We start from the raw sequence: 26,171 nt of genomic DNA on the forward strand, positions 1-26,171 counted from the left end.
CCTACGCGAAATAGATCAACCCAAGCCACTCCGCGACCAGCGCGGGCTTGTCTTCGCCTTCGATCTCCACCGTGACGTTGGTGCGGGACTGCAGCTCGTTCGGCTTGCGCAGCTTGGCTTCCGCCAGCACGAAACGGCCCCGAACGCGCTTGCCCGAGCGCACCGGCGAGATAAAGCGCAGCTTGTCGAAACCGTAATTGACACCCATCGTGGTGCCCGCGATGACAGGCATCACCTCATAGGACATGATCGACAGGAGCGACATCGTGAGGAAGCCGTGCGCGATGGTGGTGCCGAACGCCGTCTCCTTCTTCGCACGCTCCGGATCGACATGAATGAACTGGTGATCCTCGATCACGTCGGCATAGGTGTCGATGCGGGGCTGGTCGACCAGGTGCCACGACGATACGCCGATCTCCTTGCCGACCATGGCCTGATAGGCGTCCAAGGAAATCGGCGGCTTCTTCCAGACTTCGTTCACTTAGGTCTCACTCCGTGTTTTCGGCAGCTCCGGAAAATCCTCCTCGCGGAATTCCCGGCCGCGCAGGGGATCATTGCGGTCGTCGTCGCGCTCGAGACGTCGGAGCTGCACGCGGCGGATCTTGCCTGAGATCGTCTTCGGCAGCTCCGTGACGATTTCGAGGCGGCGGATGCGCTTGAACGGCGCAAGGCGCGTATGCAGATGCTGGAAGATGGAGAGCGCGGTCGCCGGCGATCGCTCCGCGCCCGCGGTCAGCAGCACGAAGGCCTTGGGAACCGCGAGCCGGATCGGATCCGGGCTCGGCACCACGGCGGCTTCCGCCACCAGCTCATGCTCGAGCAACACGCTCTCCAGCTCGAACGGGCTGATGCGATAATCGGAGGATTTGAACACGTCGTCGGAGCGGCCGACGAAGGTGAGATAGCCATCCTCGTCTTCGAACACGACGTCACCGCTGCGATAGAGTTCGCCTTCGGCGCCGGACAGCCCGCCGTCGTCGCCCTGATATCCCTGCATCAGGCCGGCAGGGCGCTCACGGCCCAGCAGCAGCGCCACCTCGCCTTCCCTGGCAGGATAGCCGTCGGCGTCGCTGACCTGCACGCGGTAGCCCGGCAAGGGCCGGCCCATCGATCCGACCTTGATCTTTTGCCCCGGCGAGTTGCCGGCGAGCGCGGTCGTTTCAGTCTGGCCATAGCCGTCGCGGATGGTGAGGCCCCAGGCGGCCTGCACCTGGTCGATCACTTCAGGATTGAGCGGCTCGCCTGCGCCGCAGACCTCGCGCAACGCCACCTTGAAAGCTGCGAGGTTCTCCTGGATGAACAGCCGCCACACCGTCGGCGGCGCGCACAGCGTGGTGACGCCGCAGCGGCCGATGGTGGCAAGCAATCCCTTCGCGTCGAAGCGCGGCTGGTTGACCACAAACACGGTCGCGCCCGCATTCCACGGCGCGAACAAACAGCTCCAGGCGTGCTTGGCCCAGCCGGGCGAGGAAATGTTGAGATGGACATCGCCAGGCTTCAACCCGATCCAGTACATGGTCGAGAGATGGCCGACGGGATAGCTGCGCTGGCTGTGCCGCACCAGTTTTGGCTTTGCCGTGGTGCCCGAGGTGAAATAGAGCAGCATCGCGTCATCGGCGTTGGTCGGGCCGTCAGGCGTGAATTGCTCCGAAGCTTTTGCCGCTCCGTCATAGGCAAGCCAGCCGTCGGAGGCCGCACCGACCACAATGCGGACGATGTTCTCCGCACCAAGGCTGGTGAATTTTGCGACCTGATCCTCGGCGGCGACCACCGCCTTCGCCTTGCCGCGATCGAGCCGGTCGCGGAGTTCGTCGGCCGTGAGCAGCGTGGTGGCGGGAATCACGACGACGCCGAGCTTCATCGCAGCCAGCATGGTCTCCCACAGCGGAACCACATTGCCGAGCAGCAGCAGGAGATGATCGCCGCGCTTCAGGCCCTGCGCGCGCAGGAAGTTCGCCACCTGGTTGGAGCGGCGCGAGAGTGCCGCGAAGGACAATTTGGTCTGCCGGTCCTGCGCGGCATCGACGATCCAGAGCGCAGGACGATCCTTGCTGTCAATATTCGCCGCCAGCTCGGCGTCGAACCAGTCGAGCGCCCAGTTGAAAGGAACCGGATCGGGCCAGCGGAAGTCCTTGACCGCTGTCTCGTAGTCCGTGCGGTTATGAAGCAGAAACGCGCGCGCTTCCTGAAATGTCGTCATCAAGCTTTCCCGGCTAGACCCCTAACGTGCTTGATAATTCCGGAAAAATCCACCCCGCCCTGGCCGGCTGCGTCGAAGGACTGATAGATCTCCTGCGCATGCTTGCCGAGCGGCGTCGCCGCACCCGCGGACTTGGCGGCGTCCTGCGCCAGCGTCAGATCCTTTACCATCAGCGCCGAGGCAAAACCCGGCTTATAGTCGTTGTTGGCCGGTGAGGTCGGCACCGGTCCCGGCACCGGGCAATAGGTCGTGAGCGACCAGCACTGGCCCGACGAGGTCGAGGCGACGTCGAACAGCGCCTGATGCGAGAGGCCGAGCTTCTCAGCCAACGCAAAGGCTTCGCTCACCGCGATCATGGAAATGCCGAGGATCATGTTGTTGCAGATCTTTGCCGCCTGGCCAGCGCCGGCGCCGCCGCAATGCACGATCTTCTTGCCCATCTTCTCCAGCACCGGCTTGGCCGCCGCAAACGCGCGCTCCTCGCCACCGCACATGAAGGTGAGCGTCGCACCCTTGGCGCCACCGGTGCCGCCGGAAACCGGCGCATCGACCGCGAGCACGCCGTTCTTGGCGGCCAGCGCATGCGCCTGCCGTGCGCTCTCGACGTCGATGGTGGAACTGTCGATGATCAGCGCACCCTTGGTCATCGCAGGAACGACCTCGCCCCACACGCCGAGAACGTGCTTGCCGGCGGGCAACATCGTGACGACGACGTCGGCGCCCTTCACGGCGCCCGCCGCGCTGTCGGCGATGCCGGCGCCATCGGCCTTGGCCTGGTTGCGCGAGGCCTCGGCCAGGTCGAAGGCCACCACCTTGTGGCCGGCTTTGACCAGATTGGCCGCCATCGGGCCGCCCATGTTGCCGAGACCGATGAATGCAATCGTGGCCATCTCGATGTCCTCCGTGATGCGTTTCGTTGATTAGTTGAACTTCAATTCGTCGGCGCCAATCTCGGCGAGATACGGCGCAAGCAGGTCCGGCGTGACATCCTCGATGCGCGGCGGCGACCAGGTCGGATTGCGGTCCTTGTCGATCACGGCGGCGCGTACGCCCTCGCGAAAATCGTCGCTGCGGAAGACTTCCAGCGCGGCGCGATATTCGCGCATCAGGCACTCCTCCAGGCTCGACGCCGTGCGCGCGAGCCGCAAAAGCTTGAGCGTCACCACCATGCCGCGCGGCGATTTTTCGTAGAGCGTCTTCAATGTCGCATGGGCGAACTCCGAGCCGTCGCGCTTGAGCGCAGCGACGATGTCCTCCATGCGGTCGAAGCCGAACAATGCGTCGATCGTCGCCTGCCTGGCCGTCACCGGCCCCGCGGCCTCGTCGGTGACAAAACCGTTGATCAACTTGCTCACATCAGCCGCGGTCACGCCCTGGCGAACCTTGGTCAGCGCTGCCCGCAACTCCGGCCATTTGGCAACCGGCACCACGGCATCGGCGAATTTCGCATGGATGGCGTCGGGGCCGTTCATGGTCTGGCCGGTGAGACCAAAATAGGTGCCGATCTCGCCCGGCGAGCGTGACAACAGATAGGTGCCGCCGACATCGGGGAAGAAACCGAGCCCGACCTCGGGCATCGCGAGCCTGGTGCGCTCGGTGACGATTCGATGACTCGCATGGGCCGAGAGCCCGACGCCGCCGCCCATCACGATGCCGTCCATGAAGGCGACATAGGGTTTTGGGAATTTCTTAATCCGGGCGTTGAGGATGTACTCCTCCCGCCACAGAATCTTGCCGAGATCGCCGTCGACCTTCGAGCTCTCCCAGAGCGCGCGGATGTCGCCGCCGGCACACAGGCCGCGCTCGCCGGCACCTTCCAGCACGATCACGGCAACGGCTGGATCGGCCTCAAAATGGTCGAGCGCCTTGTCGATGCCGCGAAACATCTCCAGCGTCACGGCGTTGATCGCCTTCGGACGGTTAAGCCTGATAATGCCGGCCGAGCCCTCGACCCGTGCGACCAGGTCGTGCTCTTCCACACCACTCATCGCCCGCCCTCGATCAGTTTGCGCGCCACGATGAGCCGCATGATTTCATTGGTGCCCTCGAGGATCTGGTGCACCCGCAAATCGCGCACGATCTTCTCGATCCCGTATTCGCTGAGGTAACCGTAGCCGCCATGGAGCTGGAGCGCCTGGTTGGCGACCTCGAAGCCGGCGTCGGTCCCAAAACGCTTGGCCATGGCACATAGCATGGTGGCGTCCGGGTCCTTGCGGTCCAGCGCCGCCGCTGCGCGCCACAAGAATGTGCGCGCGGCCTCGAGCTCGATTGCCATGTCGGCGAGGCGGAATTGCAGCGCCTGGAATTCGTCTAGGCGCTTGCCGAAGGCTTTGCGCTCTTTCATGTAGGAACGCGCCTTGTCGAACGCGGTCTGCGCACCACCGAGCGAGCATGCCGTGATGTTGAGACGTCCGCCGTCGAGACCGGCCATCGCAATCTTGAAGCCGACGCCCTCTTCGCTTAAGCGATTGGCGACCGGCACGCGGGCGTTCTCGAAAACCACGGCGCGGGTCGGCTGCGCGTTCCAGCCCATCTTGCGCTCGTTGGCGCCGAACGAGACGCCCGGCGTCTTGCCGTCGATGACTAGGGTCGAGATGCCGCCGGGGCCGTCGGCGCCGGTGCGCACCATCGTGACCAGGAGATCAGTACCACCGGCGCCGGAAATGAACTGCTTCTGGCCGTTCAGCACATAATGATCGCCGTCGCGCACGGCGCGGGTGCGCAGCGCCGCCGCGTCCGAGCCGGCGCCGGGCTCGGTCAGGCAGTAGCTCGCAATCAGCTCCATGGTGCAGACCTTTGGCAACCATGTGTGGCGCTGGGTGTCGCTGCCGTAGGCATCGATCATCCAGGACGCCATGTTGTGGATGGAGATGAAAGCCGAGGTGGTCGGACAGCCCGTCGCCAGCGCCTCAAAAATCAGCGCCGCGTCGAACCGCGTCATGGCGGAGCCGCCGACATCCTCGCGGATGTAGATGCCGCCCATACCGAGCGTGGCGGCCTCCCGCATGACCTCGACAGGGAAATGCTTCTCCTCGTCCCAGCGCAACGCGTGCGGCGCGATCCTCGAAGCCGCAAACGCCAACGCCATGTCGCGAACCGCGATCTGATCCTCGTTCAGAGCGAACTGCATGATGGGCTGCTCACTGTTCTCGTCATTGCGAGGAGCGAAGCGACGAAGCAATCCAGTGTGTCCGAGGAGAAAGTCTGGATTGCTTCGCTACGCTCGCAATGACGGGCTGGGCTACAGCCTTACTTCATCAGCGGAATCGAGAACTCCGCGCCTTCCTTGACGCCGGACGGCCAGCGCGAGGTCACCGTCTTGGTCTTGGTGTAGAAGCGGACCGAATCCGGGCCGTGCTGGTTGAGATCGCCGAAGCCGGACTTCTTCCAGCCGCCGAAGGTGTAGTAGGCGATCGGCACCGGGATCGGCACGTTGATGCCGACCATGCCGACATTGACCTTGGCCGCGAAGTCGCGTGCGGCATCGCCGTCGCGGGTGAAGATCGCAACACCGTTGCCGTAGTCATGCTCGGACGGCAGCGCCAGCGCTTCCTTGTAGTCGTGCGCGCGCACGACCGAGAGCACGGGACCAAAGATCTCTTCCTTGTAGATCCGCATGTCCTTGGTGACGTTGTCGAACAGCGAACCGCCGAGATAGAAGCCGTTCTCGTAGCCCTGCATCTTGAAGCCGCGGCCGTCGACGGCGAGGGTCGCGCCTTCCTTGATGCCGATATCGATATAGCCCTTGACCTTCTCGACCGCCTCGCGCGTCACCAGCGGACCGTAATCGGCCGACGGATCGATCGAGGTGCCGATCTTGAGCGACTCGACGCGCGGGATCAGCTTTTCCATCAGGCGGTCGGCGGCGGACTTGCCGACGGGCACGGCCACCGAGACGGCCATGCAGCGTTCGCCGGCCGAACCGTAGCCGGCGCCGATCAGTGCGTCGACGGCCTGGTCCATGTCGGCGTCCGGCATGATGATGGCGTGGTTCTTGGCGCCGCCAAAACACTGGCAGCGCTTGCCGGTCTGCGCGGCACGCTCGTAGATGTATTGCGCGATCGGCGTGGAGCCGACGAAGCCGACGGCCTTGATGTCCGGATCGTCCAGGATGGCGTCGACCGCTTCCTTGTCGCCGTTGACGACGTTGAGGATGCCGGCCGGCAGGCCCGCCTCGATCATCAGCGCCGCCAGCATCATCGGCACGCCGGGATCGCGCTCCGACGGCTTCAGGATGAAGGCATTGCCGCAGGCGATCGCGGGGGCGAACTTCCACATCGGGATCATTGCCGGGAAATTGAACGGCGTGATGCCGGCGACGACGCCGAGCGCCTGGCGCATGGAGTAGATGTCGATGCCGGGTCCGGCACCTTCGGTGTATTCGCCCTTCATCAGATGCGGGATGCCGCAGGCGAATTCCGCGACTTCGAGGCCGCGCTGGATGTCGCCCTTGGCGTCGGGCACGGTCTTGCCGTGCTCACGCGCCAGCATCTCGGCAAGCTTGTCGTAGTCGCGCTGCACCAGCTCGACGAATTTCATCATCACGCGGGCACGGCGCTGCGGGTTGGTCGCGGCCCATTCCGGCTGCGCGGCGCGGGCGTTCTCGACGGCAGCGCGGACCTCGGCCTTGGACGCCAGCGCTACCTTGCCCTGGACGTCACCGGTCATCGGCTCGAAAACGTCGGCGGTGCGGCCCGATGTGCCCTTGACCTCCCTGCCGCCGATGAAATGTCCGATTGAACGCATGGAATGATCTCCCTGGAAGTCGAGCACGATCGCTTTGACAAATCCTATCAACCTGCATTTTATAGGATTCAAGTCTGAGATAATGCACCATAGATGTGCGAAAATGCTGGATCAAGGCGCTATCGACTGGGACGACTTCCGCTTCGTGCTGGCCATCGTGCGGGGCGGCTCGGTTTCGGCTGCGGCAAAACAGCTCGGCGTCGACCATGCCACCGTCATCCGCCGCGTCGACCGGCTGGAGAAGCACCTCTCGGCAAAGCTGTTTGACCGGCGCAAGACCGGCTACCTCCTGACGGAGGCCGGGCAGCGCGTCGCCGACAGCGCGGAGGCGATGGAATCGACCATCGTCGCCAACCAGGAGCAGGTCGGCGGCTCCGTGGCCCGGCTGACCGGCACGGTGCGGATCGGCGCGCCCGACGGTTTTGGGACTGCGTTCCTGGCGCCGCGGCTCGCGCCCTTCGCCGACCGCTATCCCGACCTCGATCTGCAACTGGTCGCGACCGCGCGGCTGTTCAGCCTCTCCAAGCGCGAGGCCGATATTGCCATCAGCCTGACCATGCCGAAGGAAGGCCGCATCGTCGGCCGCAAACTGCTCGACTACCGCCTCGGACTCTATGCCGCGCCCGCCTATCTCGACCGCTTCCCGAAAATCACCTCGCGCGAGGTCCTGCCGCAGCACCGCTTCGTCGGCTATATCGAGGAGCTACTGTTCACGCCCGAGCTCGATTATCTGCCGCAGGTGTCGCCGAAGATCTCCGCACGTTTGCGCAGCGCCAATCTGATCGCGCAGCTCAATGCCACGCTCGCAGGCTTCGGTATCGCTGTCCTGCCGCACTTCATGGCGGCTGACTATCCGCAGCTGCTTGCGGTACTGACGGAAGAGGTCTCGATCACCCGCACCTTCTGGATGCTGATGCACGCCGACAGCAAGGACCTCGCGCGGATCAGGGCTGTGGCGGATTACATCAGCGAGATCGTCGAGCGCGAGCGTGCGCTGTTTGCGGGGCGGTGAATTCGGGGTGTTGAGAGCCCAACTGCCAGATCCTCATGGTGAGGAGGCGCGTAGCGCCGTCTCGAACCATAGAGGCCGGTATCTCACCCGCGACCATCCTTCGAGACGACCGCTTCGCGGTCTCCTCAGGATGAGGCCTGGAGCCTCTGGCTGTCGCTAATTCTGCTTCGCCTTCTTCGCCGCCGCAGTCTTCGGCTCACGGCGCGCGCCATCCAGCGCGCTCTCCCTGCCCGTCTTCAGCACCTCGTCCGACAGCTCGCTCGAGCCGGCGATGCGCGCCAGCAGCATGGTGCCGGCCATGGTGGTCAGCGTCGCGATTGCCTGCTTGCGCGCGGCCTTGCGCGGGAGGTTCGGGATGAAGTCGGTCATCATCTCGATCATCTCGTCGAGCTTGCCGGCAAAGGCCTTTCGCGTTTTCGGGCTCTCGCGGGCGATCTCGGCGCCGAGCGCGGGGATCGAGCAACCATGCCCGGGATTGTCGCGATGGAGCGCTGAGAGATAGGCTTCCGCGATCAGCGCCAGCCGCTTCTCCGGCGCGACCTCGTCGGTGATCTTGCGCCAATGGTCCATCCCGCGATCCATGGCGTAGCCAAACGCCTCGATCACCAGCGCCTCGCGGGAATCGAAATGCGCGTAGAAGCCGCCATGGGTCAGGCCCGCTTCCTTCATGAGGTCGGCGACGCCAATGCCGTGGGCGCCCTTTTCGCGCAGCCGCACGGAAGCCTTCTTCACGATACGGTCGTGTGTTTCCTGCTTGTGTTCCCGGGAATAGCGCATGCTGGTCTCATTGAATGTCGAAGATCATCTCATAACACAGAAATGGACTAGGCGGCGCATTAATTCATGTTAAGATATTGCCGATCATCGAAAAGGTTGCAGTTGCATGCACCGCAAGCGCCCCTTTGCCGTCGCGCACAAAACCTTCGGCGTAGCTGCTCTGGCGTCCCAGCTTGATCACTTTGCCTTCGGCCGAGATCAGCCCCGAACGGACCGAGAGCGGACGCAGGAAGGTCATTTTCAGGTCGAGAGTGACCGAGCTCTGCCCGGCCTCCAAGCGGGTCGAGATCGCACAGCCCATGGCAGTATCGATCAGCGCCGCGGCGCTTGCCCCGTGCAGGAGCCCGATGGTATTTTCGAGATCCTCGCGCGGCTCCAGTTCCATCACGATCCGGCCCGGTTCGACCACGGCCATCGTGAACCCGATCAGTTTTGCAAAAGGCGGCGGCGGCAGGCGCCCGTCCCGGATGCCCATCATCGCATCCATGCCCGATAGCCCCATGGCCGCCTTTGCGACCGGCGCGGGCACTTGCCAGTCCACGACACGCTCGCGCCGTTGCGCGGGTGAAAACAGGTCGAGTTGATCGTTGTCGGACATGGACACTCCATTGCATGATGTGCATCATGCTATCTCGCGGACTTCGCGCTGGCAACTCCGCCCCCCACCGCTTGACAACCAATGCGTTTCGGCTCGGAAGTGATCCCGAACGGCGTACCTTTGCGCAACGTCCACGAAATCAGAGATCCCATCATGGAAATGCTCAACCACCACTGCGGCGTGACGCGCGATGCGCGCGGCGTCGTTCATGTCGCGATCTGCAACGCCGGCTCGCTCAACATCCTCGGCTCCCCCGTGACCGACGCGGTCCGCGAAGGTTTGCAGAAGCTCGCGACTGATCGCAGCATCCGCGTCATGGTGCTGCGCGGCCAGAGCGAGAAGAGCATGATCGGCGGCGCCGACATCAAGGAGATGGTGAAGCTCGACCAGACATCGGCCGAAGCCTTCATCAGCCGCCTGCGCGATCTCTGCGAGGCCGTGCGCGCCTTCCCCGCCCCCGTGATCGCACGCATGCCGGGCTGGTGCCTCGGCGGCGGGCTCGAAGTGGCCGCGGCCTGCGACTTCCGCATTGCCGCGCATGATGCGCATTTCGGCATGCCGGAGGTGCGCGTCGGTATCCCCTCGGTGATCCATGCCGCGCTGCTGCCGCGCCTGATCGGCTGGGCCCGCGCGCGCTGGCTGGTGATGACCGCCGAAAACATCGACGCGCCGACGGCGCTGGCCTGGGGTCTGGTCGACAAGGTAGCTGCGCCCGGCGAACTGGACGCCCAGGTCGAGCACACAGTGAAAGCGCTGCTCGAATGCGGCCCCGAGGCGCTGCGATCGCAGAAGGCACTGCTTCGGCAATGGGAGGAACTGCCGCTGACGGAGTCGGTGAATTTGAGCGTGAAAGTGTTCGGCCAATCGTTCCTGACCGACGAGCCGACGCGGCTGATGCAGGCGTTCGTCGACCGGAAGCGGTAAGCCTGCCCCACAGCCTCCTCCCTTCGAACGAGCAAATCTCATCCGAGCCACGACAATTTCTCATGCTGGACGCGGTTGCATTTTTTGCGCCGCATCATATGATGGTCATAATCTTACCCGTCATCGCAGGGAGTCCGCCATGGCCGAAACCGCCGATCCTGTCGTCATTGTCTCCGCCGTCCGTAGCCCGCTCGGCCGTTTCATGGGCGAGCTGTCGCCGCTGCCCGCACACAAGCTCGGCTCGCATGTGATCGCCGCCGCGTTGGACCGTGCGAAGCTCGCGCCGGAAAAGGTCGACGAGGTCTTCATGGGCTGCGTGCTGCCGGCCGGCCAGGGCCAGGCCCCGGCGCGCCAGGCTGCGCGTGCAGCCGGCCTGCCCGACGCCACCGGCGCGACAACCGTCAACAAGGTCTGCGGCTCCGGCATGAAGGCGACCATGTTGGCGCACGACATCATTCGCGCCGGTTCGGCCGAGATCGTCGTCTCCGGCGGCATGGAGAGCATGAGCAACGCGCCGTATCTGCTGGCGAAGGCACGCGGCGGCTATCGCGCCGGCCATGACCGCATCATCGACCACATGATGATGGACGGCCTCGAAGACGCCTACGAGACCGGCCGCTCGATGGGCGATTTCGGCGAGGCGACTGCGGAAGCCTATCAGTTTACCCGCAAGGACCAGGACGCCTATGCGATGGAGACGCTGAGTCGCGCGCGCAAGGCGGTCGAGGGTGGTGCGTTCAAGGCCGAGATCGCGCCGATCACGCTGAGCGAGAAGGCAGGCCCCCGCATCGTTGCCAATGACGAGCATCCGCTGAAGGTCGATCCCGCAAAGATTCCCGGGCTGAAGCCGGCATTCCGCGCCAACGGCACCATCACGCCGGCGGCCTCCTCCGCCAACGCCGACGGCGCCGTCGCGCTGGTGCTGACGAAGCGGTCGCTCGCCGATCGCAACGGCCTGCCCGCATTGGCAGAGATCAAGGGCCACGCCACCCATAGCCAGGAGCCGCAATGGTTCACCACGGCGCCGATCCCGGCGATCCGCAAGCTCCTGGACAAGGTCGGCTGGAGTGCCGGCGATGTCGATCTGTTCGAGATCAACGAAGCCTTCGCCGTGGTGGCGATGGCGGCGCAGCGCGATCTCGGCATTCCCCGCGAGAAGCTCAACATCAACGGCGGCGCCTGCGCGCTCGGCCACCCCATCGGCGCCACCGGCGCACGGCTGATCGTGACGCTGCTGCATGCGCTCGAAGCAAAAAACCTCAAGCGCGGTGTGGCGGCGCTCTGCATCGGCGGCGGCGAAGCCACTGCGATCGCGGTGGAGCGCCTGACGCATTGACGCAAAAGTCCGAAAATGAGGGAACTCCGTCATTTCCGACAGACGCACCCCGTGCCATTCTGCAAACTCGCGCAGGTGTTTCAAATCCTGCCCACCAAGATTGGGGCCCAATGATCTCGAACTGGCTCGCGGCAACACTCGGCCGCCGCAATATTCACTACGGCTGGGTGATGGTCGGCGTGACCTTCCTCACCGCGCTGATCAGCGCCGGCACGGTCGGTGCGCCCGGCGTGTTCATCATTCCGCTTCAGAAGGAGTTCGGCTGGAGCACCGCGGAGATCTCGTCCGCGCTGTCGATCCGCTTCATCCTGTTCGGGCTGATGGCGCCGTTCGCTGCCGCGCTCCTGAACCGCTACGGCCTGCGCAACGTCACGCTGCTGGCTCAGCTCATCGTCGTCTCCGGGCTGATCCTGTCGCTCGGCATGACAGAGGTCTGGCAGCTCGTCGTACTGTGGGGCGTCGTGATCGGCCTCGGCACCGGCATGACCGCGCTGGTGCTGGGCGCCACCATTGCGACACGCTGGTTCGCGGCGCGGCGCGGCCTCGTCGTCGGCATTTTGACCGCGAGCGTCGCCACCGGCCAGCTCGTCTTCCTGCCGCTGCTTGCAAGCCTGACCGAACGATACGGCTGGCGGCTTGCACTCGGCTTTGTCTGCATCGCGCTCTGCGTTTCCGCTCTGGGAGTTCTCCTTGTGATGCGGGACCGCCCGAGCGACGTCGGCCTGCGCCCCTTCGGCGACGAAGGCACCGAGCCCCTGCCCGCCCCACCGGTCAGCCATGGCTCGATCACGGCTGTGGCACTCGGCACGCTGCGCGACGCCTCGAAGTCGCGCGCATTCTGGGTCCTGTTTGCGACGTTCTTCGTCTGCGGCGCATCCACCAACGGCCTCGTGCAGGTGCACCTGATCCCGATGTGCCTCGATTTCGGCATTCCGCAGGTGCAGGCCGCCGGTCTGCTGGCTGCGATGGGCATCTTCGACTTTTTCGGCACCATCATGTCGGGCTGGCTGTCGGACCGCTACGACAACCGCTACCTCTTGTTCTGGTACTACGGCCTGCGCGGGCTCTCACTGATCTTCCTCCCCTTCAGCGATTTCTCGTTCTATGGGCTCTCGATCTTCGCGATGTTCTACGGGCTCGACTGGATTGCAACCGTGCCGCCCACGGTGCGCCTCACCGCGCAGAAATTCGGACCCGAGCGCGCCAATCTGGTGTTCGGCTGGATCTTTGCCGGCCACCAGCTCGGTGCGGGCACCGCCGCCTTCGGCGCCGGATTTTCGCGGACGGTGTATCAGAGCTATCTTCCCGCCTTCTTCATCGCCGGCGCACTCTGCGTGTTCGCCTCCTTGATCGTGCTGACGCTCTCGCGACAACCGAAGCCAAAGCCGCAAGCCGCGATGGCCTAATACCTGATCGTGGTGGGTGACGCCGAAGACCGCAGCTTCGACGTCGAGATTGTGCGCGCCGTCGCAGTGATATGGGCCCCGGCTCTTCAGCGCACCGTCAAAGCGACGCTGCGCTGCGTCCGGGGCGCGAGACTGCGCATAAATTTCTTCCATTCAGAACGCATGGCTTCTCAGAACGCACGGCTTCGCATTCTCGCGGCTCATTTCGCCCGAGCTTTGCTCTCTTGTTCGCACCCTGTCGCAAGAAAGCGCGCAGGGAAGGCCGGGCGCCGGCTGGCACCCGCAGTCCCGTGTGCGAACAAGACGCGCACGGGGTGGACCACAGGTGACGCCGAGCAATCGGCCTTCCCTGCGCGAATGGTTTTACGGCTTATGACGCGCTCTCCCCGGGGAGCGATGCACTATTGCCCCCGACGCCTCGCGGATGGCTGATGTGCTGGCCCGGTTGGGCAGCAGCATCACCACAAGACTTGACGCACAGACCCCGGGCGTCAGGACCACACGATTTTGCCGTCCGCGCACCTCCCCGCCCCTGTCCCCGATGTCTGGCGTGCGCTCGCCATCGAGACCGAACGGGGACGCTGTCAGCGCCGTGTCGTACCGCGTGTGCAGTTGCTCACGGGAAAACCCGCCCTGCAGCTTGCCCAGCGCGCCGACGCAGTCGCGGCCACCGCCTCCCGGCCCGCGTCTCGTGACGATCGCGAAACGCCCTTGTAGCGGGCCGGGATGAGCGCAAACTACGCCTTATCCGAACTTCTGTAAATACGAATATTATTCCAGCGCAGGCTTGACAGGGTGTTTTGCCCGACGGCTCCACGGCTCGTTACGTGCCCCCTGCCCTTGGCCGGCTGGTCTCTCAAGTGACCGAACCGCCGCGCGGGTTGACGATCGTATACCCACGCAATGAACGCGCATGCATTCGAGTCGCGTGTCCGCCCGAGTTGGCGTCGTAGGCCAACCAGGTGTCCCCTCCCAGGTGTTGTTCGAGGACGAACACATGTCCGCGTCGGGCTGCGACCATTCCCGGTGCGGGTGATGTCCGCGGAAAGCGCAGCCAGTTCGCCGCAAGATTCAACTCCGGCACGATACGGCCGAACACGCGCAGAGCCGCGCCGCAGCCGCAGAAGGAGGAAGGGCAACCTGCCGGACGACTGCCGACAATGCGAGCCTCAGCGATGCTCGCCGTCGCGGCGCCGCCTGCGTCGGTCACTGTCAGTTGCGTCGCGCGATAGGCTTGTAATGAGGACCTGGACGTTAGCGAGGACCTGGGAATCCGCTCACGGCGCGTTTGCGAATACGAAAGGTCGCAGGGCATCGTGACATTGCATTCGGGTGCTTGATGAATTCGATAGGGCCGTGCTTCGGAAGCGACTGAGCTAAAGGCAACAAATAGACACGCAGAAAGAACCGGCTTGAACATTGCAGGGCTCCAAATTGGAAGGACCCTGCCCCGACAACGAGAAACCAACAACAGTTTGGCTGAAATGGGCTCAAAGAGCGGCTGAAAGTGGCTGCCCTTGCAGGCCGCTCCCTGCAATCATCATAATCCACACGTAGCGACGGGCATGATTGGCTCGCAGAACGCGAATGCTTATCGTTGCAACTGAGACGCGGCTGCGTGTGCATTCGCTACTGACGCCGGACTGCAAGCCGATCATGAGGCCCAATCACGACGCCCCAGAGCGCTTGCTTTCCGCGTCAATTCGAAAGTCCGACTTGGCTGCGCCGAGCGCTGCGGCGAGCTCGTCGATGTGGTAGGGTTTCGGCAAAATCTGGACGCCGGCCGTTTCGGCGTCGCGAACCGCGGCTTCGGCGTATCCGCTCGTCAGCAGAACCGGGATGTCGCTTCGCCGTCTCTTGATCTCGCGCGCGAGTTCGACACCGTTCATGCCGCCCGGCATCATGATATCCGAAAACACCAGATCGACGGAGCGGCCGTCCGCCAGGGCACCGAGCGCCGCCGCAGCACTCGCCGCGCGCGTGACCTCGTAGCCGAGTTGCGCCAGCATCTCGCTCACCAACGCGGCGACCTCGTCATCGTCTTCGACGAGGAGGATCCGGCCATGGTTGGCCTTCTTCGGCCGCGCCCTGTTCAGATCGATGAAATGGCGTTCACCAGAAGGGATGTTCCTGGATCGCGGCAGATAGAGCTCGATGCTGGTGCCCTCGCCGACCGTCGATTTGATTCGAACCGTCCCTCGTGACTGCGTCGCAAATCCGTGGACCTGGGCAAGCCCCAGGCCCGAGCCTTTCCCGACATCCTTGGTCGTGAAGAACGGCTCGAAGACCCGCGCCAGGATCTCCGGGCTCATTCCAACACCTCTATCGACCACGGACAGACGAACGTAATCGCCCGCGATCTCGTCCTCGGTCAGGCCGGCCAGGTTCTCGCCACGGACAACGATCGTGCCACCGCTCGGCATCGCATCGCGGGCGTTGACCGCCAGGTTGAGAATGACCAGTTCGAGCTCTCCCGGATCGACTTCCACCGGCCAAAGACCATCCGGAAAATCGAACTCGACGTGAACGTCGCCTCTCAGGCTCCGATCGAGCAATTCGCGCATGCCGCCGATCTGCGATGCGATGTCGACAGCCACGGGCCGGAGCTTCTGCCGCCGCGAAAAAGTCAAAAGCTGCCTGGTCAAGCCGGCACCGCGCTGCGCCGCCTGGACCATTCCTTCCATGAGACGACGCCGACGATCAGGATCTGTCTGCCGGTCGAGCAAATCGAGGCCGCCGGAGATCACCATCAGCAAATTGTTGAAGTCGTGAGCTACGCCGCCGGTCAATTGTCCGATGGCCTCGATCTTCTGGGCCTGACGAAGGGTCTCCTCGACGCGGGCGCGCTCTTCCATTTCGGCCCGCAGATGCTTGTTGGCCTCCTCGAGCGCACGGGTGCGCTCGACCACGAGCTTCTCGAGCTCCTGGGCCGTCCGCTCGCGCGCCTGCAGCAAGGTTCGAATTTCATATTGCCGCCGGCGGGCCCGCATTGCGGATTGAACCGCGCTCGTCAGCGTGATCGGCTGAACCGGGCGTTCAAGCAGCGAAACGTTGCGGAGTGTCTCGACGATACTGCGGCGCCAGGCAACCACCGCCGGCTGCTCCCGATGGCTGGTGAGAATGACAAAGGGCAGGTCAGACCAGGGCGGCTGCCTCTCGATCCAATGTGCCAGCGGCTGGGTATCCTTCCCGAACAACCCCTCCTCGGCCAGAAGGACCGCGCCCACGCCCGCCGACATCTCGCTGACCAGTTCAGGGAGACCTCGACAATTGATCGCTACGAGATTCGAATTACGTAAAAGCTCGACCGATGCCGGTCCATCGCGGCCGATCGGGGCAAACACGAGAACGCAATGATCGCGGGCAGCGCTCATTCCGCCGGCCCTTCTGGTATCTCCGTGCCCGTATAACGTGGATTTCCGGAGAAGATGCCGCTGAACTCGCTCAGCGGAGGACCCAGCGTGATGCCGGCACGGCCAAGGCGAAACTCGCGGATGGTATTTTCATGATTGCCGCTGCGTTTCTTCACGACCGAGAGGGCACGCCGCACCGTTCCGCCGACCTCGAAATAGCGCAGCATGAGCACGGCATCGCTCAAATAGCTGATATCGAGAGCCGTTTCCATCGGGCCGACCAGCCCATGTTGGGCGAGGATTAGGACGGTCAGCACGCCTTTTTGCGCAAGATAGCTCAGGAGCTCATGCATCTGGAGGATGAGAAATCGCTCATCCGGCATCGCGTTGAGGTAGCCGTTCAGACTGTCAATGACGACAATTCTGGCGTTATCCTTTTCGACGCTCTTGCGCACATTGGCGGCGAATTCCCCGGGGGACAGCTCGGCGGGATCGATCTGTTGAAATCGGATGAGTCCCGATTGCAGGTAGCTTTCGAGGGGCATCCCAAGCGTTCGAGCCCGGGCTTCCACGGTGCCGCGACCTTCATCGAAGGCAAAGAACACCGCATGCTCACCGCGTTCTGCCGACGCGATCGCATAGGTCAGCGCGAGAGACGACTTGCCGACACCGGCGGCGCCCAGAAGAAGCGCACTGGTGCCGCGCTCGAGCCCTCCTCCCAGAAGGAGATCGAGCTGCGCGTTGCCGCTGGGCGTGAACTCGCCGACAAACGAGGCGTGATGTTCCGCCGCCACAAGACGGGGGAATATCCGCACACCTCCCGCTTCGATCGTGAAATCGTGGAAGCCGCCGCGAAACCGAATGCCGCGCATCTTGATCACGCGAAGCCGCCGGCGCTCTGCTCCATAATCGATGGCGAGCTGTTCGAGCATGACGACGCCATGCGCGATCGAATGGAGTTGCAAATCGTCCTGGGAGGACGAGAGGTCGTCGAGGAGAATGACCGTGCAATTGCGGTTCGTGAAAAAGTGCTTCAGGGCCAGAACCTGGCGCCGGTATCGCAGCGGGTTCTGCGCAAGGAGGCGCAGCTCGGACAGGCTGTCCAGCACCACGCGCGCGGGATTGATCCGTTCGACTGCCTTGAATATCAGGCCGGTCGTTTCGCTCAGCTCCATTTCGGCGGGATGGAAGACGGTGAGCTCCCGGTCCGGATCGAGCGTCGTCTCCGGCGGGACAAGTTCGAAGATGTCGACAACTTGCAGCGACCAGCCGTGCCGCTGCGCCACCAGCGTCAGCTCACGCTTGGTTTCCGACAAGGAGATATAGAGCACGCGTTCACCGCAGCGGGCGCCCTCAAGGAGGAATTGAAGCGCCATGGTGGTCTTGCCCGAGCCGGGCCGACCCTCGTAGAGATACATGCGATTGGGATCGAGCCCGCCATAGAGGATGTCGTCGAGGCCCTGACTGCCGGTCGAGATCCTCGGCAAATCTTCGGACTCGCTGGTTTGGGCCCCGCTCGAAGAATCGGTCATAGAACCCCCTGAAGGTCTATCGCCAAAAGAGACGCGCCCTGGCCCGGTTCGGGCCGCGCAGCCTAGCGCCCCGGTTCCAAGCCGAAAGGCGAGATTTGGCAAAGAACGCCCGAGGCCGGTTCCCGGTTCCGCATCAGGACGCATGCCCCCAGACCGTCCCCTGCGGAACAGCTCCGGGTATTCCCCTGCTTAATTTCAGCTTCTACCGCCTGATTCGCGGCGGACGGCGCAAAAAGCGAACCGGCTCACTGCATCATCGCAGCCGCGATCTTCTCCGCCGACATCAGGACCGGAAAGTTGGTGTTGGCGCAGGGCACCACCGGGAAGATCGAGGCGTCGACGACGCGCAGTCCCTGCACGCCCTTGACGCGGCCCTCTGTATCGACCACCGCCATCGGATCTTCCGCCCGGCCCATGCGGCACGAGCAGGAGGCGTGCCACACGCCGATGGTCGCCTTGCGCACGAAGGCTTCCAGCGCCTCGTCGTCGTTGATCACGTCGTCGAAGGTAAAACCCTCGACCACGAAATTGTCGATCATGTAGTGGCGCAGCGCCGCCGGCCCGTCCATCAGGGCCGCGGCGATTTTTGTCAGTATCCGGTTCCTGGTGTTGACCACGCCGATCTTGCGCACGCGGTCGGTATAGGAGGCCGGGAACGGCTTGTCCGTCACGGCCCTGACGACGTCGCTCATCTGCACGGCCGCCATCTTGCGGAAACCGCTCATCAGGCGATCGAGATCGCGGCGGTCGGATAGCAAGTTGAACTCGACGATCGGCTCGGCTGCCGGGTCGCGCGAGGCGAGCTTGACCTGTCCGGTCTCGGAATAGGTCTTGTTGACGAACGTCAGCAGCGATCCGATCTGCTCGCCGACGGCGTGCCAGGCCGATTTGCTGAGCAGGACGACGAACATGTCGCCTTTCGGCACGCCTTCGAGCCCGGATGAATAACGCAGGCCAAGCTGCATGTGGCGCCTGGTGTGCTCGTTCATGCGCGCGCCGCGGCGGACAAAGGACGATAGCGAGATCGAGGGATGATCCATCAGGCGCTGGCCGACACCTTGCAGCCCCATCAGGACTGGAATGCCCATATCCTTGAGGTGACCGACCGGGCCGATGCCGGCGCGCAACAGATGCGCCGGCGAATGGATGGCGCCGCTGGAGAGAACGATTTCACGGCCGCGGAATTCCTGCTCCCGTCCGTCGACAGTCGCCTTCACACCGACGCACCGCGTGCCTTCGAACAGCAGCTCTCTGACTTGCGTGTTAGTGGAGATCGTCAAGTTGGCGCGCTTGCGCGTATCACGATCGAGATAGCCCATCGCGGCCGAGACGCGTTGCTCGGCCTGGTTGGAGTGCGTCACCGGGAAAAACCCGTCGACGAACTCGCCGTTCTGGTCGGCCAAGTATTGGTGGCCGGCCTGCTGGAAGGCGTCGGCGAACGCCTGCGAATGTCGCGTCCAGTGCTCCCGCGGGATCCGGCGAACCGGGATCCGACCGTCCTTGCCGTGGTACGGGCCGTCGAAATCGAGATCGCGCTCGACCTTCTTGAAGAAGGGCAGCACGTCATTCCAGCTCCAACCCGCGGCGCCGCGCGCCTCCCATTCGTCGTAATCGGTCGGCGCGCCGCGGTTGGCCATCTGGCCGTTGATCGAGGAGCCGCCGCCGAGCACGCGTGCCTGCTCGTATTTGCGTAAGGGCGGACGTCCCTCGTTCGGATTATTGTGGCTGACGATCTGGGTCGTGACCTTGAGCTCGGTCCAGTGGAAGCGCGGATCGAAATAGGCCGTGCCCGGATAGCTGTCCCTGATCTCGGCCGGCTCGTCGCCGGGCGGTGTGTCCTGTCCGGCCTCGCAGAGCAGGACCTTGTTGGCACTCTTTGCGGAGAGCCGGTGGGCCAGCACGGACCCCGCCGAGCCGCCGCCCACGATAATGAAGTCGTACACGATTGGCGCTTCCTCTTGTTCTTGTCCGGGGAGCGTAGCGCGTCCTTGTTTTGAGGTCACGCCATCGCTGCCGCGGCAAAGCGCGAGCAGCCCCCGACGGCTCTGCTTACGGCCTGATCGTCATGCTCTCCGGCGGCCCGGCCTTGCGCAGCGGCTCCGCCAGTCGCGCGAACTCGCACAGCAGCGACCGCGTCTTCCTGGGATCGATGATCTCCTCGACCCAGAATTTTTCGGCGGAGCGGAACGGCGAGCGCAGCTTGTTGAGGCGATCCTGAATCTCCTTCAGTTTCTCAGCCTTGTCCTCGGCCGCGTCGATGTCCGCGCGGTAGGCGGCTTCGATGCCGCCTTCGAGCGGGAGCGAGCCCCAATAGGCCGACGGCCAGGCGTAGCGGATCGAGTAGCGGTCGGCCGGCTGATGCACGACACCGGCGACGCCGAAGGCGTTGCGCAGGATCACCGTGCACCAGGGCACCGTGGTCTGGTTGACCGCGGCCATGGCGCGGACGCCTTGACGGATCGTGCCGGCCTTCTCGGCATCGAGGCCGATCATGAAGCCGGGGCAGTCCATGAGATAGACGATCGGCAAATGGAAGGTCTCGGCGAAGTCGACCCAGCGCACCACCTTCTGGCAGGCATCCGCGGTCCAGGAACCGCCATAGTGAAAGCTGTCGCTGGCGAGCAGCATCACCGCCCTGCCCTCGAGCCGCGCGAGACCGACGATAACAGGCTTGCCGAAATTCCTGGCGACCTCGAAGAACGAGCCCTTGTCCACGACCGATTCGATGATCGGCCGCATCTTGTAGACCTGCTTGCGGTTACGCGGCACCGCGTTCATCAGCGCCTCATCGGTGCGCTCCGGATGGTCGGTGCACGGCAAGGTCGGCGGCAGCTCGTAGACCGACGACGGCAGATAGGACAGGAATCGCCGCGCACAGGCAAAGGCCTCCTCCTCGGTGTCGACGGCATGATCGACCGCGCCGGCACGGGTCTGGATGTCGGCGCCGCCAAGTTCTTCCTTCGACAGGTCCTGCCCCAACGCCTTCACCACCGGCGGGCCCGCGACAAACATCGCGGATTTTTTGGTCATGATGGAATAGTGGCTGGCGGCAAGACGCGCGGCACCGAGCCCCGCGACCGAGCCGAGGCCGAGCGCGACCACAGGCACGCGCGACAAATTCTCCGTGGTGAAGCGATACCAGCGTGTGCCGCCGATGCCGCCCGGCAGATTAGCTGCACCCTTGGTCTCGATGGTCTTGACCGAGCCGCCGCCGCCGGAGCCTTCGATGATGCGCACGATGGGCAGACGGAAGTCGTGCGCCATCTCCTCCGCCATCAACGGTTTTGCGGAGATGGACGCATCCGCCGAGCCGCCGCGCACGGTAAAGTCGTCGCCGACCACGACGACGGTGCGGCCATCGACGCGCGCGCGGCCGAACACGCAGTTCGCCGGCGTCAATTTCTGCAACTCGCCGCTGGAATCGTATTCGCCGATGCCGGAGACGGCACCGATCTCGTGAAAGCTGCCCTTGTCGGTCAGTCTGTCGATACGCTCCCGAACAGTCAGTCGGCCCTGGTCATGCTGACGCTTGACCTTGTCAACGCCGCCCATCTCCCGCGCGAAGGCTTCGCGCCGGGCGAGCTCGTCGAGTTCCGGCTTCCAGTTCATTCACGCCCTCCGAATTGATCGGCTTGTTATTGTTGTGCACGGCCATTGCGACCGGTTTGCGCGAGATGCGATTGCTGAAGACGTCGCCTTCCGCGCCGTCCATCAGGCTGCCGAGCGAGCGGCCGAGCGCGACCATCAACGGAGCGACCTCGGCATGCAGACGCTGCTCGTCATACATCGACGACAGAAGACCGATCGTGATCACCACAAAAGTCTGGTACTGCGGCGACCAGATCGGAACCGCGAGCCCGTTGATGTGCGGGCTCCACAGGCCGCAGGCCACGACATAGCCGTGATCGCGTAGCGACTGTCGATTGGCTTCGATGCGGGGCCGCAGGATTTTCGCAGCCTCGGGGGCTTCCCGTTCCATATCCGTGATGAAGGCATCGCCGACCTCCGGTGCCAGCGCCGCGGTGTAGGCTGCTCCCGCAGCGGTCGACGCCATCGAGATGCGGCTGCCGGTGCCCTCGTGCAGGCCGAGCGCCGAAGCCGAGCGCGCGAACTGGAGATAGACCAGATGAAAGCGATCGGGCACGACGAAGCCGACCGTGCCAGGCAGTTGCTCGGCGACTTCCTGGAGCCGCTGGCGGATCATGCTGCGCAGCTGCGCGCCCTTCATCATCGAGGCGCTCATCGCCACCGCACTCGGGCCGATGCGATATTTTTGATCGCGTGGCAGATAGACCAGCTGTCCCATCCGCGTCAGCGTGTGCGTGAGCCGCGACACCGTCGAGCGCGGCAGGCCGCAGCGATTTGAAATCTCGAGATTGCCGAGCCTGATCTCGTGGCCCTCGAAGCATCGCAGCACGTCGAACGCGCGCGACACCACCTGGATGACATCACTCTCACCGGCATCGCCGGCGAGCGCACCCTGTCTACTCAACCGCTCTGAACGTCGTCCCATGATCCCTACCGCTTGTTCCGCTCTGCGGAATTAAATTCCACTTGCGGATGACGCTACCTCAGGCATTTTGCGACGACAACAAAAAGGCGATGGCATGCCAAATATAAAAATCGTCACTGAGGTCGCGGGACGCATCTGCGCAATGCCCGTGCAAGTTGGAGGAACCGTTGCGGATGGCGACGAAATTGTGGTGGTCGAAGCGATGAAGATGGAGATACCTGTGCCGTCGCCCGCGAGCGGCACGATCACATCGCTTCTGGTGAAGCTCAACGACGTCGTTGCCGAGGGACAGGCGATCGCGATCGTCGCGAACTGACTGCATTATCCGCAGTTTCCGCGACAATCTGTCAGCCTCATTGCTGAGTTCGCTGTACGGCGTTGCCATCGCTTCATCGCGATGACATGATCTGTTTCAAACAAACCCTGTTTCAAACAAAGAAAGAAAATCGTCGCGGCAAACGCGAGGATCATTGGAGGGAAACATGCTTCGTGGGCTGATCATGCTCGCGCCTGCCTTGGTGGCGGGCATTTCTTTTGCGTCTACACGCTATGCAGCCGCCGAAGACATCAAGCTGCCGGCAACATTGACGTTCACGGCCTATGACACCGGCACCGCCGGCTTCAACATCGCGGTCGGCGTCGGCAAAATGATGAAGGACAAATACTCAACCGACGTGCGCGTGCTCCCCGCAGGCAACGACGTCGCGCGTCTCGCGCCGCTGCGCGCCAAACGCGCGGTCTCGTCCGCGATGGGATCGGGCTCCTACTTCGCGCAGGAAGGCGTGTTCGAGTTTGGAACCAGGGAATGGGGCCCGCAGCCGCTTCAGATCATGCTCTCGTCGGTCGACTGCAACTGCGGTACGCTTGGCGTCGCTGCCGATGCCGGCGTGAAGGATCTGAAGGACCTCAAAGGCAAGCGCGTCGGCTTCGTCGTCGGCTCGCCGGCGCTGAACCAGAATTCGCTGGCGGTGCTCGCCTTCGCCGGATTGACTCAGAAGGACGTCAGGATCGTCGAGTTCGCAAGCTACGGCGCGATGTGGAAGGGCCTGATCAACAACGACACGGATGCCGCGTTCGGCACCACCATCACCGGCCCCGCCAAGGAAGCCGAGACCTCGCCGCGCGGCCTGATCTGGCCGCCGCTGCCCGCCAAGGACAAGGAAGGTTGGGCGCGGATGCAGAAGGTCGGCTCGTTCTTCTTCCCGCAGACCGCGACCTGCGGCGCCGGCATCTCGCCGGACAAGCCGATCGAGCTCGGCAACTACCCCTACCCGATCTTCGTCGCCTACGCCTCGCAAGCCCCCGACCAGGTCTATGCGATGACGAAGGCGATGATCGTGAACTACGATTCCTACAAGGACTCCGCACCCGGCGCCGGCGGGCTCGCGGCCGATCGCCAGACCAAGAACTGGGTGGTGCCGGTACACCCCGGCGCGGTGAAGGCGCTGAAGGAAGCCGGGCAATGGAGTGACGCGCAGGACACGCACAACAACAGACTGATCAAGCGCCAGGAGGTGCTTGGCGCCGCGTGGGCCGACTACGGCAAATCCAACCCGCCTGCGGATGACAAGGCGTTCCTCGACGGCTGGATGAAGGCGCGCGCCGCTGCTCTTGCGAAAGCCGACATGCCGAACGGGTTCGACGAATAATCGTCAACGGTTAATTGCCCACGCGCGGGGTCGATCATGTCGTCTGCTTCAGTCTCCACCGCCCCGCAGGACGAGGCCAAGCGGGTCGTGTTCGACGATCCGCATGGCGCCGCCGGCAACATGCAGGAAGCGGAGGTCACGCGCGTTCGCACGCTACGCGGCGCCTGGCGCTGGACGCTGGTGGCCGCGACCGCCGCGACCATCCTGCTCTGCATCAACCAGCAATTCTCGCTGCGCTTCTTCGTCGGCTACACCCAGCTCAACACGGAGTACTTCTATCTCCTGATCGCGCTGATGCTGCCCTTCACGTTCCTGATCTTCCCGGGAACCACGCGCGCGCCGCTCGACCGCATTCCCTGGTATGACCTTCTCTGCTTCGTCGTGACCTTTGCCGCCGCACTGCTGTTGATGTCGAACGTGCGCAAGGCCGCGGAGGCCGGCTGGGAATTCGGCGGCGCTCCGAACAGCGTCATCGCCGCCGGCCTCGTGATGTGGGTGATGCTGATGGAGGCGCTGCGCCGTACCGGCGGCTGGAGCCTGCTCCTGAGCGTGCTCCCCTTCACGGTCTATCCGCTGTTCGCAGAGGCCGGCTGGCTCGGGCCGTTCCGCGGCACGCAATCGACGCTGGAGCAGGCGACCGCCTATCACGTGCTGTCGGGCGAGAGCCTGCTCGGCATTCCCATCCAGGCGTTTGCCGACACCGTGATCGGCTTCCTGGTGTTCGGCACCGCGCTGATGATGACCGGCGCCGGAAAGTTCTTCATCAACCTCGCCTTCGCGCTGTGCGGCACGTTCCGCGGCGGCGCGGCGAAAGTCTGCATCTTTGCCAGCGGCCTGCTCGGCATGATGTCGGGCTCGATCATCTCCAACGTGCTCACTGCCGGCACCATGACCATCCCGGTGATGAAGAAGAGTGGTTTTCGCGCCTCCTACGCCGGCGCGATCGAGGCCTGTGCCTCGACCGGCGCGGTGCTGGCGCCGCCGGTCATGGGCGCGACCGCCTTCGTAATCGCACAGTTCCTCAATGTTGGCTATGCCGACGTCGCGATCGCCGCGATCATCCCGGCCGTACTCTATTATGTCGGCCTGTTCATGCAGGTCGATTCCTATGCCGCACGACACGGGCTGAAAGGCATCCCGCGCGCAGAGCTGCCGCGGATCATGGATACGATCCGGGACGGCTGGTACTACGTCTTCGTGATCGCGCTCCTGATCGTGATGCTCTTGTACTTCAAGCGCGAAAGCCACGCGCCGTTCTACGCGACCGCGCTGCTGCTGGTCCTCAACCAGCTGTTCTCGAAGGACACACGTTGGACTGTCGCGACCATCGGCAAATTCCTCGAGGTCAACGGCCGCACCTTCGTCGAGCTCGTCGGCATCCTCGCCGGCTGCGGCCTGCTGATCGGCGCCTTCTCGATGACCGGCGTGGTGTCGAGCCTCGCCAACGACCTGCTGCGCATCGCCGGCGACAATCCGTTCTTGCTGCTCGGCATGTGCGCCCTCACCAGCCTGATCCTCGGCCTCGGCCTGACCACGACGGCTTGCTACATCTTCCTCGCCATCCTGGTCGCGCCCGCGCTGGAGAAGCTCGGGCTGAACAAGATGGCCGTGCACATGTTCATCTTCTACTGGGGCATGCTGTCGTCGATCACCCCGCCGGTCGCGATTGCTTCATTCGCAGCCGCAGGTATCGCCGGCTCGCCTGCGATGAAGACGGGCTGGGAATCGATGTGGGTCGGGAGCATCATCTATTTCATCCCGTTCTTCTTCGTGCTCAATCCGGCGCTGGTGCTGCAGGGGGAAAGCCCCTATCTGGCCGGCCTCGGCCTGATGGCGCTTGCGGCGTTCGGCACGCTGTTCATCTGCGGCGGCATCCAGGGCTACCAGCCCTTCGTCGGCGATCTCCGCGGCGCCGGTGCGCTGGAATGGCCGATCCGCGTGCTGCTGGTGATCGGCGGGTTCGTGGTGGCCACCCCCGGCGGCGGCATCATGCCGCTGTCGCAGATGCAGGTGACGCTGCTCGGCCTCGCCATCCTCGTGCCCACGGTTTTGCTCGCCCTTGTTCTGGTCCGGCGGCAGACCATGGTGCCGGACGGGTTGCGCGTGCCCTGATTGCGTTGCACAA

At 64.0% G+C, this 26,171-nt stretch carries 21 protein-coding genes; 7 read left to right on the top strand and 14 right to left on the bottom strand.

Translation table 11 applies throughout. The features are described from left to right. Position 1: 1 nt before the first annotated feature. The 6 genes from ABIB06_RS08700 to ABIB06_RS08725 form a co-directional block, all read right to left on the bottom strand. The gene (locus ABIB06_RS08700; protein ID WP_007609115.1) at positions 2-481 is read right to left on the bottom strand and encodes a MaoC family dehydratase; all 480 of its coding nucleotides are present in this window, start codon (positions 479-481) and stop codon (positions 2-4) included. Beyond that, positions 482-2,200: an AMP-binding protein gene (locus ABIB06_RS08705; protein ID WP_354046797.1), complete on the bottom strand. Its 1,719-nt coding sequence runs from the start codon at positions 2,198-2,200 to the stop codon at positions 482-484. Next, complete coding sequence (gene mmsB / locus ABIB06_RS08710; protein ID WP_354046982.1) at positions 2,200-3,096, bottom strand: 3-hydroxyisobutyrate dehydrogenase; 897 nt, start codon at positions 3,094-3,096, stop codon at positions 2,200-2,202. Before mmsB ends, ABIB06_RS08705 begins: the two co-directional genes overlap by 1 nt. A gap of 24 nt (positions 3,097-3,120) precedes the next feature. After that, entirely contained in the window at positions 3,121-4,188 is a 1,068-nt protein-coding gene (locus tag ABIB06_RS08715; RefSeq protein WP_354046795.1) for an enoyl-CoA hydratase/isomerase family protein, read from the bottom strand. Continuing rightward, the gene (locus tag ABIB06_RS08720) at positions 4,185-5,330 is read right to left on the bottom strand and encodes an isobutyryl-CoA dehydrogenase (RefSeq protein ID WP_354046793.1); all 1,146 of its coding nucleotides are present in this window, start codon (positions 5,328-5,330) and stop codon (positions 4,185-4,187) included. Before ABIB06_RS08720 ends, ABIB06_RS08715 begins: the two co-directional genes overlap by 4 nt. A 119-nt stretch (positions 5,331-5,449) precedes the next feature. Then, the gene (locus ABIB06_RS08725; RefSeq protein ID WP_247345963.1) at positions 5,450-6,946 is read right to left on the bottom strand and encodes a CoA-acylating methylmalonate-semialdehyde dehydrogenase; all 1,497 of its coding nucleotides are present in this window, start codon (positions 6,944-6,946) and stop codon (positions 5,450-5,452) included. Between the two features lie 103 nt (positions 6,947-7,049). Here ABIB06_RS08725 and ABIB06_RS08730 point away from each other — a divergent pair, with 103 nt between their 5' ends. Then, entirely contained in the window at positions 7,050-7,958 is a 909-nt protein-coding gene (locus ABIB06_RS08730) for a LysR family transcriptional regulator (RefSeq protein WP_354046790.1), read from the top strand. A gap of 156 nt (positions 7,959-8,114) precedes the next feature. Here the strand turns inward: ABIB06_RS08730 and ABIB06_RS08735 are convergent, their stop codons facing one another. Next, the gene (locus ABIB06_RS08735; protein WP_247345957.1) at positions 8,115-8,735 is read right to left on the bottom strand and encodes a TetR/AcrR family transcriptional regulator; all 621 of its coding nucleotides are present in this window, start codon (positions 8,733-8,735) and stop codon (positions 8,115-8,117) included. Between the two features lie 64 nt (positions 8,736-8,799). After that, positions 8,800-9,333: a PaaI family thioesterase gene (locus ABIB06_RS08740; RefSeq protein WP_354046788.1), complete on the bottom strand. Its 534-nt coding sequence runs from the start codon at positions 9,331-9,333 to the stop codon at positions 8,800-8,802. A gap of 153 nt (positions 9,334-9,486) precedes the next feature. On the opposite strand from ABIB06_RS08740, the gene ABIB06_RS08745 reads away from it, so the two are divergent. The 3 genes from ABIB06_RS08745 to ABIB06_RS08755 all read left to right on the top strand — a co-directional run bounded on the left by ABIB06_RS08745 (position 9,487) and on the right by ABIB06_RS08755 (position 12,999). After that, on the top strand, positions 9,487-10,257 hold the full coding sequence (locus ABIB06_RS08745) for an enoyl-CoA hydratase (protein WP_354046787.1): 771 nt from the start codon (positions 9,487-9,489) through the stop codon (positions 10,255-10,257). Positions 10,258-10,396: 139 nt separating this feature from the next. After that, on the top strand, positions 10,397-11,593 hold the full coding sequence (locus ABIB06_RS08750) for an acetyl-CoA C-acyltransferase (protein WP_354046785.1): 1,197 nt from the start codon (positions 10,397-10,399) through the stop codon (positions 11,591-11,593). A 110-nt stretch (positions 11,594-11,703) separates the two neighbouring features. Continuing rightward, positions 11,704-12,999: an MFS transporter gene (locus tag ABIB06_RS08755; RefSeq protein ID WP_247345944.1), complete on the top strand. Its 1,296-nt coding sequence runs from the start codon at positions 11,704-11,706 to the stop codon at positions 12,997-12,999. Between the two features lie 856 nt (positions 13,000-13,855). Here the strand turns inward: ABIB06_RS08755 and ABIB06_RS08760 are convergent. From ABIB06_RS08760 to ABIB06_RS08785, 6 genes are all read right to left on the bottom strand, one after another. Continuing rightward, positions 13,856-14,419, bottom strand: coding sequence for a hypothetical protein (locus ABIB06_RS08760; protein ID WP_354046783.1), 564 nt, complete (start codon positions 14,417-14,419; stop codon positions 13,856-13,858). 247 nt (positions 14,420-14,666) lie between these two features. Then, positions 14,667-16,373 (bottom strand): response regulator, encoded by a 1,707-nt coding sequence (locus ABIB06_RS08765; RefSeq protein ID WP_247345935.1) that lies wholly within the window; start codon positions 16,371-16,373, stop codon positions 14,667-14,669. Further along, positions 16,370-17,884 (bottom strand): ATPase domain-containing protein, encoded by a 1,515-nt coding sequence (locus ABIB06_RS08770; RefSeq protein ID WP_354046981.1) that lies wholly within the window; start codon positions 17,882-17,884, stop codon positions 16,370-16,372. The genes ABIB06_RS08765 and ABIB06_RS08770 overlap by 4 nt, the downstream gene beginning before the upstream one ends. 245 nt (positions 17,885-18,129) lie before the next feature. Further along, positions 18,130-19,827 carry a GMC family oxidoreductase gene (locus ABIB06_RS08775; protein ID WP_354046781.1) on the bottom strand — a complete coding sequence of 566 codons (1,698 nt, stop codon included), beginning with the start codon at positions 19,825-19,827 and terminating at the stop codon, positions 18,130-18,132. Positions 19,828-19,933: 106 nt separating this feature from the next. Further along, positions 19,934-21,493, bottom strand: coding sequence for an acyl-CoA carboxylase subunit beta (locus tag ABIB06_RS08780; RefSeq protein ID WP_354046779.1), 1,560 nt, complete (start codon positions 21,491-21,493; stop codon positions 19,934-19,936). Beyond that, positions 21,423-22,397, bottom strand: a complete 975-nt coding sequence (locus ABIB06_RS08785; RefSeq protein WP_354046778.1) for an IclR family transcriptional regulator — start codon at positions 22,395-22,397, stop codon at positions 21,423-21,425. The genes ABIB06_RS08780 and ABIB06_RS08785 overlap by 71 nt, the downstream gene beginning before the upstream one ends. 94 nt (positions 22,398-22,491) lie before the next feature. Between ABIB06_RS08785 and ABIB06_RS08790 the strand changes: the two genes are divergently transcribed. The 3 genes from ABIB06_RS08790 to ABIB06_RS08800 all read left to right on the top strand — a co-directional run bounded on the left by ABIB06_RS08790 (position 22,492) and on the right by ABIB06_RS08800 (position 26,158). Further along, positions 22,492-22,713: an acyl-CoA carboxylase biotin carboxyl carrier protein subunit gene (locus tag ABIB06_RS08790; RefSeq protein ID WP_354046776.1), complete on the top strand. Its 222-nt coding sequence runs from the start codon at positions 22,492-22,494 to the stop codon at positions 22,711-22,713. A 166-nt stretch (positions 22,714-22,879) separates the two neighbouring features. Further along, positions 22,880-24,046 carry a TAXI family TRAP transporter solute-binding subunit gene (locus ABIB06_RS08795; RefSeq protein WP_354046774.1) on the top strand — a complete coding sequence of 389 codons (1,167 nt, stop codon included), beginning with the start codon at positions 22,880-22,882 and terminating at the stop codon, positions 24,044-24,046. Positions 24,047-24,082: 36 nt separating this feature from the next. Continuing rightward, positions 24,083-26,158: a TRAP transporter permease gene (locus ABIB06_RS08800; RefSeq protein WP_354046773.1), complete on the top strand. Its 2,076-nt coding sequence runs from the start codon at positions 24,083-24,085 to the stop codon at positions 26,156-26,158. Positions 26,159-26,171: the final 13 nt, after the last annotated feature.

The organism is Bradyrhizobium sp. LB8.2 (assembly GCF_040548035.1).
GTDB lineage: Bacteria > Pseudomonadota > Alphaproteobacteria > Rhizobiales > Xanthobacteraceae > Bradyrhizobium.